General features: G+C 64.4%; 14 protein-coding genes and 1 pseudogene. 8 read left to right on the forward strand and 7 right to left on the reverse strand.

Annotated features, from left to right (window positions below; genetic code table 11):
* Nucleotides 1-96: 96 nt before the first annotated feature.
* Nucleotides 97-1,002, forward strand: a complete 906-nt coding sequence (gene hpaA / locus QBK88_RS14815; protein WP_277962576.1) for a 4-hydroxyphenylacetate catabolism regulatory protein HpaA — start codon at nucleotides 97-99, stop codon at nucleotides 1,000-1,002.
* Nucleotides 1,003-1,082: 80 nt separating this feature from the next.
* Here the strand turns inward: hpaA and QBK88_RS14820 are convergent, their stop codons facing one another.
* Together QBK88_RS14820 and QBK88_RS14825 are read right to left on the reverse strand one after the other, a co-directional pair.
* Nucleotides 1,083-2,339, reverse strand: coding sequence for an OprD family porin (locus QBK88_RS14820; protein ID WP_277962577.1), 1,257 nt, complete (start codon nucleotides 2,337-2,339; stop codon nucleotides 1,083-1,085).
* Between the two features lie 44 nt (nucleotides 2,340-2,383).
* Nucleotides 2,384-3,688, reverse strand: coding sequence for an MFS transporter (locus tag QBK88_RS14825; protein ID WP_277962578.1), 1,305 nt, complete (start codon nucleotides 3,686-3,688; stop codon nucleotides 2,384-2,386).
* 297 nt (nucleotides 3,689-3,985) lie between these two features.
* Between QBK88_RS14825 and QBK88_RS14830 the strand changes: the two genes are divergently transcribed.
* Both QBK88_RS14830 and QBK88_RS14835 read left to right on the forward strand, forming a co-directional pair.
* On the forward strand, nucleotides 3,986-5,155 hold the full coding sequence (locus QBK88_RS14830) for a p-hydroxyphenylacetate 3-hydroxylase oxygenase component (protein ID WP_268143009.1): 1,170 nt from the start codon (nucleotides 3,986-3,988) through the stop codon (nucleotides 5,153-5,155).
* 70 nt (nucleotides 5,156-5,225) lie between these two features.
* Nucleotides 5,226-5,717 (forward strand): annotated as a pseudogene (locus tag QBK88_RS14835) (flavin reductase family protein); the annotation flags it as partial.
* Between the two features lie 115 nt (nucleotides 5,718-5,832).
* Here the strand turns inward: QBK88_RS14835 and QBK88_RS14840 are convergent.
* On the reverse strand, nucleotides 5,833-6,660 hold the full coding sequence (locus QBK88_RS14840) for a helix-turn-helix domain-containing protein (protein WP_277962579.1): 828 nt from the start codon (nucleotides 6,658-6,660) through the stop codon (nucleotides 5,833-5,835).
* Between the two features lie 175 nt (nucleotides 6,661-6,835).
* Here QBK88_RS14840 and QBK88_RS14845 point away from each other — a divergent pair, with 175 nt between their 5' ends.
* The 5 genes from QBK88_RS14845 to QBK88_RS14865 all read left to right on the forward strand — a co-directional run bounded on the left by QBK88_RS14845 (nucleotide 6,836) and on the right by QBK88_RS14865 (nucleotide 11,997).
* Nucleotides 6,836-7,975 carry a tyramine oxidase subunit B gene (locus QBK88_RS14845; protein WP_277962580.1) on the forward strand — a complete coding sequence of 380 codons (1,140 nt, stop codon included), beginning with the start codon at nucleotides 6,836-6,838 and terminating at the stop codon, nucleotides 7,973-7,975.
* A gap of 54 nt (nucleotides 7,976-8,029) precedes the next feature.
* Entirely contained in the window at nucleotides 8,030-8,452 is a 423-nt protein-coding gene (locus QBK88_RS14850) for a Rid family hydrolase (protein ID WP_277962581.1), read from the forward strand.
* Between the two features lie 39 nt (nucleotides 8,453-8,491).
* Nucleotides 8,492-9,790 carry an NAD(P)/FAD-dependent oxidoreductase gene (locus tag QBK88_RS14855; RefSeq protein WP_277962582.1) on the forward strand — a complete coding sequence of 433 codons (1,299 nt, stop codon included), beginning with the start codon at nucleotides 8,492-8,494 and terminating at the stop codon, nucleotides 9,788-9,790.
* Between the two features lie 94 nt (nucleotides 9,791-9,884).
* Nucleotides 9,885-10,754 (forward strand): SDR family oxidoreductase, encoded by an 870-nt coding sequence (locus tag QBK88_RS14860; protein WP_277962583.1) that lies wholly within the window; start codon nucleotides 9,885-9,887, stop codon nucleotides 10,752-10,754.
* Nucleotides 10,747-11,997: an AGE family epimerase/isomerase gene (locus QBK88_RS14865; protein WP_277962584.1), complete on the forward strand. Its 1,251-nt coding sequence runs from the start codon at nucleotides 10,747-10,749 to the stop codon at nucleotides 11,995-11,997. Before QBK88_RS14860 ends, QBK88_RS14865 begins: the two co-directional genes overlap by 8 nt.
* A 183-nt stretch (nucleotides 11,998-12,180) precedes the next feature.
* Here the strand turns inward: QBK88_RS14865 and QBK88_RS14870 are convergent, their stop codons facing one another.
* Genes QBK88_RS14870 through QBK88_RS14885 form a run of 4 tightly spaced genes read right to left on the reverse strand, consistent with a single transcriptional unit; the run spans nucleotide 12,181 to nucleotide 17,314 of the window.
* Nucleotides 12,181-13,257, reverse strand: a complete 1,077-nt coding sequence (locus tag QBK88_RS14870; protein WP_277962585.1) for a LysR family transcriptional regulator — start codon at nucleotides 13,255-13,257, stop codon at nucleotides 12,181-12,183.
* 18 nt (nucleotides 13,258-13,275) lie between these two features.
* Nucleotides 13,276-14,685 carry an efflux transporter outer membrane subunit gene (locus QBK88_RS14875; protein ID WP_277962586.1) on the reverse strand — a complete coding sequence of 470 codons (1,410 nt, stop codon included), beginning with the start codon at nucleotides 14,683-14,685 and terminating at the stop codon, nucleotides 13,276-13,278.
* Between the two features lie 2 nt (nucleotides 14,686-14,687).
* Nucleotides 14,688-15,719 carry an HlyD family secretion protein gene (locus tag QBK88_RS14880; protein ID WP_268142995.1) on the reverse strand — a complete coding sequence of 344 codons (1,032 nt, stop codon included), beginning with the start codon at nucleotides 15,717-15,719 and terminating at the stop codon, nucleotides 14,688-14,690.
* The gene (locus tag QBK88_RS14885; RefSeq protein ID WP_277962587.1) at nucleotides 15,716-17,314 is read right to left on the reverse strand and encodes an MFS transporter; all 1,599 of its coding nucleotides are present in this window, start codon (nucleotides 17,312-17,314) and stop codon (nucleotides 15,716-15,718) included. Before QBK88_RS14885 ends, QBK88_RS14880 begins: the two co-directional genes overlap by 4 nt.
* Between the last annotated feature and the right edge of the window lie 7 nt (nucleotides 17,315-17,321).

Genomic DNA, 17,321 nt, shown 5'->3' on the forward strand with positions numbered 1-17,321 from the left:
TTAACTTTATAATTAATAAGTTAACCATCGTCAAGCGTGGCACAATGGCCTCGTGGGCTGACCAGCCACCCAAAACAAGAAGATCGAGGTCCCGACATGAAGGACAGGCAACCCATCCCCAACATCAACATCGGCCAGGTCTATGACCAGCGTTACAGCGACGCCGAGGTGCACTACGACCGTCTGGGCAACCTGGCCGGTTTTTTCGGGCGCAACATGCCGGTGCACCGTCACGATCGTTTTTTCCAGGTGCATTACGTCAAGACCGGCACCGTGCGGGTGTACCTGGATGACCAGCAGTACGTGGAGTCGGGCCCGATGTTTTTCCTCACGCCGCCGACCATTCCCCATTCGTTCGTGACCGAGGCCGATGCCGATGGCCATGTGCTGACGGTGCGTCAGCAACTGGTATGGCAGTTGATCGAGTCGGATGCGGCCTTGGCGCCGGGGCCGCAATTGCCGGCTGCGTGCGTGGCGCTGGCGGGGTTGGGCAGCGAACACGGGGGGGAAATCACCCGCCTGGAGTGCCTGTTCGATGAGCTGGCCCGGGAGAAAGAAGCCACCGCCCCAGGCCGGGCCGCCGCGCTGGAGAGCCTGACGCGGTTGATCATGGTCAGCCTGCTGCGCCTGTGCGCCAACTCGCTGGCGGCACGGCCGGCGCGCCACGAGGACCTGAAGATCTTCCACCGCTTCAACGAGCTGATTGAAGCGAACTACCGTCAGCACTGGCCGTTGTCCCACTATGCCGAAGGCGTGGGTGTCACCGAGGCGCGCCTCAACGACGTGTGCCGGCGCATCGCCGACTTGCCGTCCAAGCGCCTGATCCAGGAACGGCTGATGCAGGAGGCGCGGCGCCTGTTGCTGTACACCGGCAGTTCGGCCAATGAAATCTGTTTTGCGCTGGGGTTCAAGGACCCGGCCTATTTCAGCCGGTTCTTCCAACGCTATGCGCAGATGACCCCGGGTGAATACCGGCAGCGGCAGGTGGGGGCAACGGAGTAAGTGCGTGCACGCGGGGCGCTGGCCTGTACCCGCCACCCTCCTGGTGGACGTCGCTGGTTCGCACCGCCCAGTGTCAGGCCTTACCACAGCGCCACCGTGTACCCGATGATCACGCGGTTCTCGTCGATCGCCGTGCTCAACCCGTTACCCGACCGAAACGCCGCGTTGCGCCAGCGCACGGTCACATTCTTCAATGGGCCGCTTTGCACCGTGTAGGCCAGGTCCGTGTCGCGTTCCCGTTCGCGGCCGTCGTCCACGGCGCTGGTATGCACATGACGGCCATCGACGTAACGGGTCATGAAGGTCAGCCCAGGTATGCCCAGCGCGGCGAAGTTGTAGTCGTAGCGTGCCTGCCAGGCATCGGTGCCGGCCTTGGTGAACGGGCTGATGGTCACCAGGTTGATGGAGTAGGGGTCGAGCCCCGGGTAGGCGAAGTCGCCGTCACCGGACAGGTTCTGGTAGCCGATGCCGAGTGCGTGTGGGCCCCTGTTCAGCGTGACCATACCGTTGAAGAAACGGTTGTCGATGCGCCCACCGTCGACGCGGCTGGCCCCCCGATAGTCTTCATTGCCCTGCTCGCGGGTGGTGAAATAGCGCAGGTCGCTGCGCAGCTTCACGGTTTCACCCAGAGGCAGGTCGTGCACCAGCCCGATGAAGTGCTGGCGATAAATGTCTTCCATCCGGGCGTAGTAATAACTGGCGGCCAGGCCAGGGGTGAGCCGGTAGGTACCACCTGCCAGGTCCAGATGGGCACTGCGTACCCCGCCGTAGCTCATGTCGTCGGTGCTGGAGGAATCACGCAGGTTCTGCCGGGTCAGGCGTGCGGCATTGAGGGTCAGGCCTGCGATGTCCTGGGAGGTCAGCAGCTCGCCGCTGTAGGTGGACGGCAGCAAGCGCACGTCGTTGTAAGCGGCAACTGGCAGTTGCGGCAGCAGGGTGCCGACCTTGAGCACCGTCTGGCTGACTTTGACCTTGGCGGTCACGCCCAGCTCGCTGAAGTCATTGGCCGGTTGGTTGCTGGCGCCGTAGGGCAGCAGCCCCGTGCCGCGATGGTCGGGGCTGGAGTCCAGCTTGACACCCAGTTCCCCCAAGGCGTCCAGGCCCAGGCCCACCGGGCCTTCGGTATAGCCCGACGTCATGCGCAGGATGAAACCCTGAGCCCATTCATCGGCCATGTTCTGGCTGGCGCCGGGTTGGCGGAAATCGCGGTTGAGGTAGAAATTGCGCAGTTCCAGGCTGGCTTTGCTGTCCTGGATGAAGTCGGCGTGGGCGGCCAGCGGTGCGAGCGCCGCGCACAGGCTGGCGCCCGCCGTGCGGCGAAACAGGCGTGGGGGCATGGGGCGATTCCTTTGTTATTGTTGTGAAATTCGCGATGGCCGGGTCAGGCGGGGTTGACCACCCGGGCTTCGGTGCGCAGCACCAGCAGGCTACCCAGGGCAATGAATACCGCCAGCACGTACAGCGCCAGGCTGGTGCTGTGGGTGGTGTCGCGCATCCAGCCGATCAGGTAAGGCGCCAGGAACGATGCGATGCTGCCGAACGAGCTGATCATGGCGATGCCGGCTGCCTGGGTGTTGTTGGCCAGAAAGGCCGGTGGCAGTTGCCAGAACATCGGCAATGCGGCGCTGGCGCCCATGCCGGCGACCACCAGGCCCGTCATCACCAGGGGCGCGTGGCCGGGCGCGATGCCGGCCACGGCAATGCCCAGCGCCGACATCAGCAGCGGCACGCACAGGTGCCAGCGGCGTTCACGGCGGCGGTCCGAGGAGCGCCCGCAGCCAAGCATGAACAGGCAGCCGGCCAGGTACGGCACGGCGCTGAGCAGGCCCACCTGGCCATCGCTGCCGATGCCCGCGCCGTGTATCAGCGTCGGCATCCAGAAGGCCAGGGTGTTGACTGCCAGCATTACCGCGAAATAGATGGCGACCAGCAACCACACATGGCCATCGCGAACGATGCCACTCAGGGAGGTGATGGACTTGCGCTGTTCCTCTGCGTCCATTTGCGTGCGCAATTTGCGCTTCTGTTCGGCACTGAGCCAATTGACGCTTTCGAAGTGGTCGGGCAGGGCCTTGAGCACCACCAGGCCAAGCACCACCACCGGCAGCCCTTCGATCAGGAACATCCACTGCCAGCCACGCAGCCCACCCAGGTCATGAAAGCCCTGCAGAATGCCCCCCGACAGTGGCCCGCCAATGACCCCGGCCATGGGTACGGCAACGGCGAACAACGCGGTGACCTGGGCGCGCCGCCCTGCCGGGTACCAGCGGTTGAGCAGCACCAGTATGCCCGGGAAGAACCCGGCTTCAGCCATCCCCAGCAGCAGGCGCAGGGTATAGAACCCGGTGGCGCCCTCGACCCACAGCATGCTGGTGGACAGCAGGCCCCATACCACCATCAGAGTGGCGATCCAGCGTCGCGGGCCCACGCGGTCCAGGGCCATGTTGCTGGGCACACCGAACAGCGCGTAGGCGATGAAGAACAGCCCGGCGCCAAAGCCGTACACCGTGTCGCTGAAGTGCAGGTCGCTGCTCATCTGCATTTTGGCGAAGCCGATGTTGATACGGTCCAGGTGGGCGAACAGGTAGCACAGCAGCAACAGCGGCATCAGCCGCCAGGTGATCTGGGCATGGGTAGAACGGGCGGCGGCCGCGGGGGCCGTCGACGCAGAGGCGGCGGTGCGCATGAGGGCAGGTTCCATTTGTTGTTTTTGTTGATGGCCTGATCATGCGGGGCAGGGGCGTGGGGGGAAAATGCACTTTGCACAGAACCGCTTGCACTTTTCACACGGCCGATCGCGCGCTTTTTCACCGGGCCATGAAAAGTGCAATCGGCAATCCGGAACGTGCATTTTCGCGGCACCGTGGCCCTCCCATACTCAAATGGCATTCATGAACGAACCTGCGCCGGCTGTGTTGCCTGCGGTGCTTTGCAGCGCAGCGCCAGGTCTTGGTCCTCCCCCAATAATAAACAGAGTGGAACCATGAAAAAGCCCAACCCCCTGCTCGAAGACCTGAAAGCCATACTACCTGCGATTCACGCCAATGCCTTTGTCGCGGAACAAGACCGCAGCGTACCCGCCGAAAACATCGCCTTGCTGAAAAGCATCGGCCTGCACCGCGCGTTCCTGCCGAAGAAGTTCGGCGGCATGGAAATATCGTTGCCGCAGTTCGCCGACTGCATCGCCCTGCTGGCGGGCGCCTGCGCCAGCACCGCGTGGGCCATGAGCCTGCTGTGTACCCATAGCCACCAGTTGGCGATGTTTCCCGCCAGGTTGCAGGAAGAAATCTGGGGGCAAGACTGCGACGCTACCGCCAGCAGCAGCATCGCGCCGTTCGGGCGCACCGAAGAAGTGGAGGGCGGGGTGCGCTTCAGTGGCGAGATGGGCTGGAGCAGTGGCTGTGATCATGCCGAATGGGCCATCGTCGGGTTCCGTCGAAAGAACGCCGAAGGCGCTCAAGACTATTGCTTCGCCGTGCTGCCGCGCAGCGACTACGAGATTCGTGATGACTGGTACGCCGTGGGCATGCGGGGCAGCGGCAGCAAGACGCTGGTCGTCGATAACGCCTTCGTCCCCGAACACCGCATCCAGAAAGCCAAGGACATGATGGAAGGCAAGTCCGCAGGGTTTGGCCTGTACCCCGACAGCAAGATTTTCTATTCGCCGTATCGGCCCTATTTCGCCAGTGGTTTCTCCACGGTCAGCCTTGGCATTGCCGAGCGCATGCTGGAAGTGTTCCGCGAGAAAACCCGCAACCGGGTACGTGCCTACACCGGTGCCGCGGTAGGCGCGGCAACGCCGGCGCTGATGCGCCTGGCCGAGTCCACCCACCAGGTGGCGGCCGCCCGGGCCTTCCTGGAAAAAACCTGGCAAGAGCACGCCGAGCACGGTGAGGGCCACCGTTACCCGAGCCGCGAGACCCTGGCCTTCTGGCGCACCAACCAGGGCTACGCCACCAAGATGTGCATCCAGGCCGTGGACCGCTTGATGGAAGCCGCGGGCGGTGGTGCCTGGTTCGACACCAACGAGCTGCAGCGCCTGTTTCGCGATGCCCACCTGACGGGCGCCCACGCGTACACCGACTACGACGTGTGCGCACAGATTCTGGGCCGTGAACTGATGGGCCTGGAACCTGACCCGAGCATGGTCTGACCCGCCGCCCCCAGGCTTTGTCCATCACCACCATCATGGCCGGCGACGTGCGCCGGCCCGGGAGTCCCGCATGTCCTGCGAATTCGATACCCGCGCGTTTCGCCGCGCCCTGGGCAACTTCGCCACTGGCGTTACCGTGGTCACCGCCGCCGCCCCTGACGGGCGCAAGGTGGGCGTGACCGCGAACAGCTTCAACTCGGTGTCCCTGGACCCGCCCCTGGTGCTGTGGAGCATCGACAAGCGCTCGAGCAGTCACGAGGTGTTCGAACAGGCCAGCCACTTCGCCGTCAACATCCTGGCCGCCGACCAGATCGCCCTCTCCAACAACTTTGCCCGGCCCAGGGAGGACCGTTTCGCTGAGGTGGAATTCGAGCCGGGGGAGGGAGGCGCACCGGTGTTCGCCGACTGCTCGGCGCGTTTTCACTGCGAGAAGTATCAGCAGCTGGATGGCGGCGACCATTGGATCATGATCGGCAGGGTGGTGCAGTTCGATGACTTCGGGCGGTCGCCGTTGTTGTATCACCAGGGGGGGTATTCGAGGGTGTTGCCGCATACGCAGGTAGGGTAGGGGCTAGTCGGTGCATGGCGTCAGGTCGTGTCAGGGCGGCCAGGTGCAGGGCTGTGGGTTTTCTGGCGCTCTCGAGATCGAGCGCGGTCAAGCCCACAGTCAACCCCCCTCACCCAAACGTAATCCGCCCCGCATACCCCTCACCCTCCACCCGCCGCCGATATTCATGCGGCGTGGCGCTCACCAGCCGCTTGAAGTCCCGCAGGAAATGCGACTGGTCGGTGAACCCCAGCTCCAGCGCCAGGTCGCAATACGCCGTTTCCCGTACAGCCCCCAGGGCATCCAGTGCCGCCTGGCAGCGGATGATTCGGCAGAAGGTCTTGGGGCTCATGCCGGTGTCCTGGCTGAATAGCCGGTGGATGGTGCGGCTGGTATAGCCGCTCAGCGCCTCCAGTTCCTGCACGCGAATGTCCCCGCGGCGTTGCAGGGCCTTCTCGATCACCATGGCCGTCACCTGGGACGTTCTGCCCATCAGGCTCGGTGCCAGGTGGTCCGTGAACAGGCTGATCTGCTCGCCCAGGGCCTGGCTCTGCACGATGCGTTCGAAGATCCCGCGCGCGAAGGGCGTCGCTTCCAGCAGGTCCAGTTCGTGCTCGGTCAGTTCCTCGGCGAGCACGTTGATGAACCCGGGTATGACGCCCGGCGTGAAGCGCACGCCGAAGTAGTGGTGGTTGCGTTGCATCGTCACCGGCTGCGCCTGCAACGGCGTGCCGCAGATGCGTGCGGTGGGCGCGGTGGCGTCGCAGTCGAAGATGATGTCGACACACCCGTCTGGCACCGCCACCAGCGCCTCGGCCGTGTGCGCCACATCGAACGCATAGAAATGGGCAACGGCGGGGTGCGTCGACGCCGTCACCGCGTAGCGCGACGAATTGAGCACGAACCAGGGCTGCGCATACGCGGACCGAGGCTGGGCCAGGCGGGTGGAAGCGGACATGGGCGAACCTGCAAGTGGCTGCTTTTACGTGCTTTTCCAGAAGCAAGAATCGCGCCGGTAACACCCGTGCCGGCATGTCCGAAATTTACAATACCCCCCTTCGGCACCTGCGGATACTCACCTCGGAATCAAGGCTAACCCTTGCGTTGCAACGGTCTAAAAGGTGAGAAAAGCAATGTCCACTACTACCAGGATCGATTTCATCTACTTGTCCGAGCAGGACATGATTCGTGCCGGCGTCACCGACATGCCGGCCTGCGTCGACACCATGGAAGAGATGTTCGGGCTGTTGTATCAAGGCGATTACCGCATGGCCGGGCCGAACAACGACTCCCATGGCGCCATGGTGACCTTCCCGCATAACTCACCCTTCCCCAACATGCCCAAGCCCACCGCGGACCGCCGCATGATGGCGATGCCGGCCTACCTGGGCGGCAGTTTCTGCACGGCGGGCGTCAAGTGGTACGGCTCCAACGTCGCCAACCGCGAGAAAGGGCTGCCGCGTTCGATCCTGATGTTCACCCTCAACGACCCGGACACCGGCGCGCCCCTGGCGCACATGTCGGCCAACCTGTTGTCCGCCTATCGCACCGGGGCTATTCCCGGCGTGGGTGCGCGCCACCTGGCGCGCAAAGACTCGAAAGTCATCGGCCTGCTGGGCCCTGGTGTAATGGGCAAGACCACCGTCGCAGCGTTCATCGCCGTGTGCCCGCTGATCGATACCATCAAGGTCAAGGGCCGTGGCCAGAAAAGCCTCGACGATTTCATCACCTGGGTGAAGGTCACCTACCCGCACGTCACCACGGTGCAGGTCGTCGACACGCTGGAGGACGTGGTACGCGGCTCCGACCTTGTTACTTATTGTAGCTCCGGGGCCGTGGGCGATCCCACTGCCTACCCCATCGTCAAGCGCGAGTGGGTCAAGCCCGGCGCCTTCCTGGCCATGCCCGCTTCCTGCAGCCTGGACGCAGCCATGGAACAGCCAGACGTGCGCAAGGTGCTGGATAACACCGGCCTCTACCAAGCCTGGTACGAGGAGCTACCCAAGCCTGCGCACCACTGCGTGCCCGTGATTGGCGTGCGCTTCATGGACATGATCGCCGAAGGCACGTTGCGCCCCGAGAACCTTGAAGACATCGGCAAGATCATCGCCGGCGACGGCCCGGGCCGGCGCAACGACGAGGAAATCATCATCATGTCGGTGGGGGGCATGCCGGTGGAAGACGTGGCCTGGGGCACCGTTGTGTACCGCAAGGCACTGGAACAGGGCATCGGCGTGAAACTGAACCTGTGGGAAACCCCGGTGCTGAGCTGATGCGTGCCCACAGGCCGCTCTGCTTCTTCTCTTACCCCTGAAAAGGCAACACCCATGACTGACATCATCAAGCTCAAGACCGGTTCCGTGTTCGAAGAAAAGGCCAGCTACTCGCGCCTGGTGGCCGTGGACAACTGGATCTACGTTTCCAACACCGCCGGCCGCAACCCCCACACCAAGCTGATTCCCGAGGACGTGCTGGAACAGGCCCACCAGGTGTTCGCCAACATCGAGGCGGCCTTGACAGCGGTGGACGCCAGCCTGGCGGACGTGGTGTGTTCGCGGGTATTCATCCAGAACCCCGAGGATGTGCCCGCGGTGATGGAACTGATCGGCGTCAAGTTCCGCGGTATCGACCCGGCCTGCACCGCCACCTGCCCCCCATTGGGTTCCACGGTCTACAAGGTGGAGCTGGAGGTCACGGCCTACCGCGGTGCCTCGCGCGCCACTGTGCAGACCCTCACCCTGGGCCAGTAACGCCCACGGTTTTCTCCCTTCGCCCAACGAGTCCCTGATATGGCCCCCACCATCGAGCCTGTGCACACGTCCGCGCCACTGCCTGCCACCACCTCGGTGGTGATCATCGGCGGTGGTATCATCGGTTTGACCGCCGCCCTGACCCTGGCAGAACGCAACATCCCTGTGGTGGTGCTGGAGAAGGGCCGTATCGCCGGCGAGCAGTCATCGCGCAACCTGGGCTGGGTGCGCAAGACCAGCCGCCACGCCGAGGATATCCCCCTGGCGCTGGCGGCTGATCGGCTGTGGGCGCGGATGCCGGAACGGGTCGGCAGTGATGTCGGCTACCGCCAGGCCGGCATCATGTTCGTGGCACGTACCGAGGCACAGATGGCCATGCACGCTGGCTGGTTGCAGTCGGTGGCGCACCTGTCACTGGATTCGCGCCTGCTGGGCAAGCGCGAGATCGACGCCCTGGTGCCGGGCGGGCAAGGCCAGTGGGCAGGGGGCATCTACACCGCGTCGGACGCCCGCGCCGAACCGACCCTGGCCAGCAGCGCCATCGCCCGCGCGGCGATGGCCAAAGGCGTGGTGATCGTCGAGCAGTGTGCCGTGCGTACGTTGCAACTGGCGGCGGGCAACGTCTGCGGGGTGGTCACCGAACACGGTGAAATCCGCTGTGAGCAGGTGGTGTTGGCGGGCGGGTTGTGGTCGCGCCGCTTCCTGGGCAACCACGGTGTATCACTGCCAACGCTGCCGTTGACGTGCTCGGTCTTGCGCACCCAACCGATGGTGGGGCCGACCGATATCGCCGTGGGGGCACCGGACTTCTCCTTTCGCAAACACAAGGACGGTGGTTTCATCATCACCCAGCGCGGCAAGCTGGATGCCTTCCTCACGCTGGACCACCTGTTGCTCGGTACGCAATACCTGCCGCAACTGCGGGCTCAGCGCGACTTCCTGAACATTTCCCTGGGCCGCCATTTCCTTAGGGACCTGGGCCTGGCCCGGCGTTGGAAAGCCGACCGGGTGAGCCCCTTCGAGCGCGTGCGGGTGCAGGACCCGTGTGCCAATGAACGGCTGAACAACGACGCCCTGAACAACCTAAAGGCCGCCTGGCCGGCGTTCGCGCAAGCACAGGTTGCCCAGAGTTGGGCCGGTACCATCGACGTGACCCCGGATTCAAATCCGGTGATCGGGCCGGTGGCGCAGATTCCGGGGCTGACCCTGGCCACTGGCTTTTCCGGTCATGGTTTCGGCACCTCGCCAGCGGCGGGGCACCTGGCGGCGGACCTGGTCAGTGGCCATGCCCCTATCATTGATCCGACGCCTTACCGGTTCGAACGCTTCGCCCTGTGAGCGCTTGGCTTTAATTCAATGGAACGCTCACGCCCGACCCCAGTCAGTTGAATATACCGTGCTGAAACGATTCAACTAGCCAGGGAGATCCATGATGACCTACTCACCCGACCGCCACACCATCGCCCCGCAGCATCAGGACCGCAGCCCCGGCTCGGAACGGGCCCTGGAACCCGCTGCCGAGCACATTCGCCCGGACTACAAGGGCTCGGGCAAGCTCAAGGGCAAGCGGGCGCTGGTCACAGGCGGTGACAGTGGCATCGGCCGTGCCGCAGCGCTGCATTTCGCTCGCGAGGGCGCGGACGTGGCGATCCTCTACCTGCCCGTGGAGCAGGAGGACGCCGACGATGCCGTGCGCCTGATCGAAGCCGAGGGGGTGACGGCGCTTGCTATCGCGGGTGACATCGCCGAGCGGGCGGTGTGCGACGCCGCCATCGAACAGGTAGTGGCGACGTTCGGCGGTATTGATATTCTGGTCAACAACGCGGCCCATATGCAGGGTGAAGAGAACTTCACCGACACCACGGACGAATCCTGGCTGCGCCACTTCAACGTCAACGTGCACGGTGCGTTTTACCTGACCCGCGCGGCGCTGAAGCACATGAGTGCCGGTGCTTCGATCATCCAGACCACCAGCGTCAATGCCTTTGCCGGTGCGCGCGTGGTCACTGCCTATTCCGCCACCAAGGCTGCGCTGGCAGGCTTCACCCGGGCGCTCGCGTTGCAGGTGGCCGAGCAGGGCATCCGCGTCAACGAGGTGGCCCCCGGGCCCATCTGGACGCCGATCCAGCCTCAGGGGTGGCCGGCCGAGCAGGTGCCGCACCTGGGCGACAACACGGCAATGGGGCGCATGGGCCATCCCTCGGAGCTGGGCGCCGCTTATGTCTACCTGGCCAGCGATGACTCGTCCTATGTCACGGGCCAGACTCTTCACGTCAACGGCGGGATGATCGTCAATGGCTGACCATGGCGCGTTATCGAATGCGGCCACTGAAGGCTGGCGCGTCAGCGCCCGCCATCGCCGTTGGCTGGAGCATCAAGGCCAGCGACTGCTGGATTTCTCCAAGCACAGTGTGGTGCCTGATGGCTTTGCCGCGCTGGATACCCGTGGTGAATTGCCCGCCCATGCCCAGGCACAGGTGATCATTACCGCACGCATGACCCACGCTTATGCCTTGGCCGCGTTGCAAGGCCTGCCAGGCTTGACACCGCTGGTGGATCATGGCCTCAAGGCCCTGGCGGGCCCGCTCAAGGACCACGCCCATGGCGGCTGGGATGATGGCAGTGGGCGCAAGATGGCGTATGCCCATGCCTTCGTCGCCCTGGCGGCGGCCACCGCGACCATTGCCGGCCGCCCCGGTGCGCGCGAGTTGCTGAGCGATGTCACCGCGATCATCGAGCGGCATTTCTGGTCGCAGGAGGAAGGCGTGCAGCGCGACAGCTTTGCCCTCGACTGGTCTGACGAGGAAGACTACCGCGGCGCCAACAGCAACATGCACAGCGTCGAAGCGTTCATGACCATCGCTGACGCCCTTGACCAGCCCGTGTGGCGCACGCGGGCCTTGCGCATCTGCGAGCGTTTCATTCACCAGATCGCCTCGGCCCACGACTTCTGTGTGGTGGAGCATTTCGACCGTCAGTGGCGCATCCTGCACGAGTATCACCACGACCAACCTGATCACGACCTGCGCCCCTACGGAATGACCCCGGGCCATTTCGTCGAATGGGCGCACCTGTTGCTCAAGCTCGAAGCCGCGCTGGCGGGGGCAGCGGTGCCAGCACCCGACTGGCTGGCCGAGCACGCGGCCAAGCTGTTCGAGGCGGGCGTGGCCTATGGCTGGGCGGCCGACGGTGCGCCAGGGCTGGTGTACACCATCGGCTGGGACCGCAAGCCGCACATGCGCCACCGCGTGCACTGGGCCCACGCCGAAGCCATCACTGCCGCCAGTGCCTTGCTGGACCGCACCGGGCGCCAGGAATACGAGCAGTGGTACCAGACGTTCTGGGACTACCTGGACCTGTACCTGATCGACCGTGACAACGGGTCATGGCACAACGAACTGGATGAATACAACCGGCCCAAGGAGCAGGTGTACCAGGGCAAGGCGGACCTTTACCACGCGTACCAGGCTACGTTGACGCCCCTGCTACCGCTGGCGCCTTGCCTGGCTGAGTCGATCAGGCAGGGTGTAAAGGCTTTTTCTTAGCAGCCTGGGGGCGTTGACCTGGCTTTGCGGTTGGGCAGGCCCATCAATGGGGAAACAGCGCAACCGCAAAGCACAGGACAATAACCGTGGCGACGAGTACGTTGATATTCATGGGGCTCTTCAAATAACCAGGGGTAGACGGATCATCGGTGTCAGTTGCATGCCCGCGAGCAAAGCAGGTATTCAAGTGAGGCCTTGTCGTTTCACGGGGATAGCCTCGCGGGGGGGTGGCAGCACGGGTGCGCTGCCATGGAATCGGGGCGGGTTCGCAAGGGGGGACGGCTCCGACGCAAGGACCGGCCTGGCTCGCGCAAGCCCTTGGCGGCCCACCCAGTAGCGGGGCGCGTTCACGGTGGCGAGATGGCTGGCAAGCTGGTGCGGAAGTTGACCTTTGAGTAATTCGATCCAGGCGCTGATCTTGGCGTCCAGGAACTTCCTCGACGAGTACACCGCATACACGTTACGCGGGTGCAGTTGGTAGTCCGGCAGTATCCTCACCAGGCTGCCCTGGACGAACGCCGGTGCGGCGACAAAACTGGGCAGCACGCAGATTCCCATCCCGGCGGCGGCCGTGAAGGCCAGCGCTTGCGAATGGTTGACCTTGAACGTGTCACCCGGGTCGACCACCACCTCGCCGTTCGGGCTGTCGAAACTCCAGCTGTCGGGAAACATCGAGTCGGTCAACCGCAGGCACGTGTGATGCCGCAAGTCGGCCGGCACGATGGGGGTCCCGTTTGCGGCCAGGTAAGCGGGGGAGGCACAGACGACGCTGCGGAAACTGGCCAGCCGCTGGCCTACCAGCTCGGAATTGGGCAACGCACTGGACAGGGTGATGAGCACATCGAAGTGGTCATCGATCAAGTGCGCCGGTTGGCGCCCCAGTGTCAGGTCCAGGTGCGCCTGAGGCCAGAGCCTGGAGTACTCGACGGCCAGCGGCAACAGGCATTCGAGCCCGAACTCGGTGACTGAGTGCACCCGCAGGCAACCCTGGGGTTGCAGGCAGGAGGCGCTGGCCTCGCTGCCGGCCTCCTCGACCCTGGCCAGGATGTCGCGGCACGACTGCAGGTACCGGGTGCCCACTTCGGTCAGGGACTGGCTGCGCGTAGTGCGTTGCAGCAGCCGGGCCTTCACCGACGCTTCCAGGTCCGCTATCGAGCGCGAGATATGGGCGGTCGAGACGTTCAGGGAACGGGCGGCAGCGGTAAAGCTGCCAGTCTCGACCACACGGACAAACACACGCATTGCCTGGAAAAGATCCATAGCGCTTCCTGTCCTTGATCAGCCCTTGGGCCAACCGCCGCCCAGCGCCCGGTACAGCCGAACGCGGTCGAGGGCGGCCTGGGTGGCGCTGTCCACCAGGTCACTCTGGGTTTTCAGCAGCGCCCGTTGCACGCCCAGCACGTTGATGAAGTCCACGGCACCCTGGGTGTAACGGTCCCGCGCGGTGCTCAGGGCAATGGTGTTCTGGTGCACGGCTTCGGACAGCGCGGTGTAGTGCTGTTTTTCCGCCGAGTAGTCGGTCATCGCATCGTCGACTTCATGCCACGCCCCCAGCACCACGCGCTGGTAGTCGATGGCCGCCTGTTGCTCCTGGCGTTTGCGCAGGGCCAGGGTGCCGGTCAGCCGGCCGCCCTGGAAGATGGGCAGGTACAGGCTCGGGCCGTAGGACCAGGTGCGGGAGTTCCAGTCACCGAAATGGGAACCGTCCAGGGCTTGCGAGCCGATGCTGGCACCCAGGCTGATGCGCGGGTAGAAGTCGGCCTTGGCCACGCCGATGGCCGCGGTGGCGCGGTGCAGGGCGGCTTCGCTGGCCTGGATGTCAGGGCGTCGCTGCGCCAGTTCCGACGGCAGGCCAACGGGTACGTCGGGGGCTGGATCAGGAATGGGCCGGGGGTCGATCAGCTGCGCGTGCAGCGCACGTGGCGCCTGGCCCAGCAGGAAGCTCAAGGCGTTGATCAGCCGGTCCTGCTCAGCGCTCAGCACCGGCAGCACCGCCTCAATGGTGGACACCTGGGCGGCGGAGTTGGCGGTGTCGAGGTTGGTGGTCACGCCGTTTTCAAAGCGCGTCTGGGTCAGTTGATTGCTTTGCCGGGCGATTTCCAGGTTTTGCCGGGCGACCGCCAACTTGGCCTGTACACCGCGCAGTTGGATGTAGTCAGTCGCCGTTTCGGCCGCGATGCTCAACAGCACGCCATCACGCTGGGCCTGGGTCAGCTCGACTTCGGCGTCGGCCGCCTCGACGCTGCGACGCACATGGCCCCACAGGTCGACTTCCCAGCTGGCGTCGACGGCGCTGCTCCACAGCTCGAAGGGGGCCTTGCCGTCCAGGTTGGACTCGTCCAGCACACCGACCGAGCTGTTGCGGGCGCGCTTGTAGGCACCCGTCGCACTGACCCCTGGCAGTTGTTCGCTACCGGTCACCTGGCGCAGCAGCCGGCTCTGTTCCAGGCGATTGCTGGCCGTGCGCACATCGAAATTGGTGCGCGTGGCCTGTTCCACCAGGGCGGTCAGTTGCGGGTCGCCCAGTTGCTGCCACCACTGGTGGTCGGCAGGGCCGTTCAGGGTCGAGCCGCGCTGCACGCTGTCCTGCCAGGTGGCCGGCAATTGCGCGTGGGGGGGCTGAAAGTCCGGGCCCACGGAGCAGGCGCCCAGGCTGGCCAGGGCCAGAAAGAGAAGGGAGCGCTTCATGATCAGTGCCCCTTCGCGGTGTCGACGCTGGCGACCACCGACATGCCGATGCGCAGGCGGTCCAGGTCAGGCTGGTCCTGGTCGAAGATGATCTTCACCGGAATGCGTTGCACCACCTTGGTGAAATTACCGGTGGCATTGTCCGGGGCGATTTCGGAGAACGATACCCCGGTCGCCGGTGCGACGCTGTCGATGTGGCCTTTGAAGCTGTGGTCGGGGACGCTATCAACGTGCAGATCTACCTGCTGGTGCGCAGTCATGCGGGCCAGTTGGGTTTCGCGGAAATTGGCCACTACAAAGGCCTCGTGCAGCGGCACCACGGCCATCAGTGGTTGCCCCTGGGCCACGTAGGCGCCGACACGCACGGAGCGTTGGCCGACCATGCCGTCCTGGGGGGCAGTGATTTTGGTGTAGGACAGGTTCAGGTCTGCCTGCTCCAGTGCGGCCTGGTCCTTGGCCAGGTCTGCCTTGGCCACTTCCAGCTGGGCCTTGAGCACGTCCAGGGTCTTGGTGGCAGCCACGCGCGACGCTTCATCGCGGTCACGCGAGGCTTGCCAGCCCAGCAGGTCGGCTTCGGCTTTCTGGCGTTCCTGCTGGGTGCCGGCACCGGCATTGGACAGGTTCAGGTAGCGCTGGGCATTGGCCTGGGCGAACTTCAGCGAGGCTGCGGTGGCGCGCGTGGTGGCCGCGGCCTGATCGATGACGGCGGCCTGGCGTTCGATGCCGGCCTGCAGGTTCTGCAGTTGGGCCTTGGCCGCCAGCACGTTGGCCGCGGCGGCTGCCTGGGCAACCAGGAAGTCGCGGTCGTCGAGCTGCGCCAGCAGGTCGCCGGCCTTGACCGGCTGGTTGTCTTCCACCACCACTTTAGTGATCTGGCCGGCGACACGAGGGGCGATCAATACCGAGTCCGCCCTGACGTAGGCGTCATCGGTGTGTTGGATGTCGCTGCTGCTGAGCACCTGGTAGCCGGTGTAGATCACGCAGACGGCGACGGCGGTGCAGATCAGGCTGAGGGCGGTTCTATGTTGTTTCATGGCGATACCGGGGGTTGCGGTGGATAGGCGCGCTTGGGCAGGGTCAGAAGAACGACAAGCAAAATGGCGACGATGGCCAGCAGTGCCAGGAAGGCATCGCTGAAACTCAGCACGTACGCTTGTTCGCGCACACGCTGGGCCACCGAGGCCAGGGTGTTTCCGGGAAACAGTGGGCTCAGTGCCTGGTAGTGGGTGCCCAGGCTGTCGAGCAGCGTGTTGGAGTGCAGGTGCTCACGGTGAGTGACGAAGTTCTCCAGGGCCGATGAGCCCACCACGGAGAAAAGGCCGCGCATGGTGTTGACCATCGAGGAAGCGAACGGCCCCTCCATGGGCGCGATCACGCCGGTGGCGTTCATCAGCAGCGGTACCACGATCATCGGCTGGGCGAAGGCGTGAATGATCTGCAGCAGATAGAAGTCATCCCGAATCCAGTCGGTGGTCAGCATCGAGCCGCCCACGCACGCCACGGCCATCAGCAGCAGGCCGCTACCCATCACGTAGCGCGAGTCCACCCAGTTGCGGTTGATGACGAAGGCCACCAGGGGCGCCAACAGCAGCTGCGGAAGGGCGATCAGCAGCGCGGTCGGCATGGTTTGCAGGTAGCGGTAACCTTTGATCTCCGTCAGGTACAGCGACGGAATGGCGCCACCGGCCATGGACAGCAGCAGGAACAGGCAGAGTGTGATGATGCCGAAGGCGAAGTTGCGACGTTCCAGCAACTGTAACTTGAACAGCGGCAGCGGGTGGAACCATTCGTTGACGAGGAACAGCGGCAGGCATACGGCGGCACCCAGCAACAGCAAGGCAATCAACGGCGAGTTGAGCCAGTCCAGGCGCTCACCCTGGGTCAAGGCCACCACCAGCATGGAAATACCGCCCACGCCCAGCAGGACGCCGCGCCAGTCCAGCTGTTTGAAGCGCTCCAGGCGCAGGGGGTCCTGAGGCAACCCGTAGGCGATCAAACCCGCGCCGATCAGGCAACTGGGCACGATCTGCCAGAACACCATTCGCCAGTCGCCGCCCTCGGTCCAGAGTGCGGCCAGCGGGGTGGCGAGGTTAGGGCCGAAGGTGGCGGTCAACGCGTACGCAGACAAGCCGTAGAGCTTGATATGCCAAGGCAGAAAGCGCAGCGCCGCGGTCATCAGCAGGGGCGGCAACGCGCCGCCGGCCAGGCCCTGCAGCACCCGCAGGGTCACCAGGCTTTCGAAGTTGGGCGCGAACGGTATCATGATCCCGAACGCGGTAAAGGCGCAGGTGACCACAATGGCATAGCGGCGAATGGAAAACGTCATGGCCAGCCAGGGCGACAGCAGCATGGCGCTGACTTCCGCAGCGGCATACGCTGAACTGATCCAGGTACCCTCGTCATGGCCCAGGCCATAGATACCAAGGATATCGACCAGCACCGTGTCGGTGACGCGATCATTGATGCCTGAAGTGAGGGCGGCGAACAAAACGCCGACCAGGCCCAAGGCAAGTCGCCAGCCGAAGGGAGCTGGCACGGGAGGGGGGGTAGGGGCTGACAAAGAAGTTCCTGCTATGGCACAAGGCGTCTTAACCTGAATAGTGATACACTGTACTGACTGATGGTACATAAGGCAA

Source organism: Pseudomonas sp. RIT-To-2, assembly GCF_029623465.1.
Classification (GTDB): domain Bacteria; phylum Pseudomonadota; class Gammaproteobacteria; order Pseudomonadales; family Pseudomonadaceae; genus Aquipseudomonas; species Aquipseudomonas silvicola.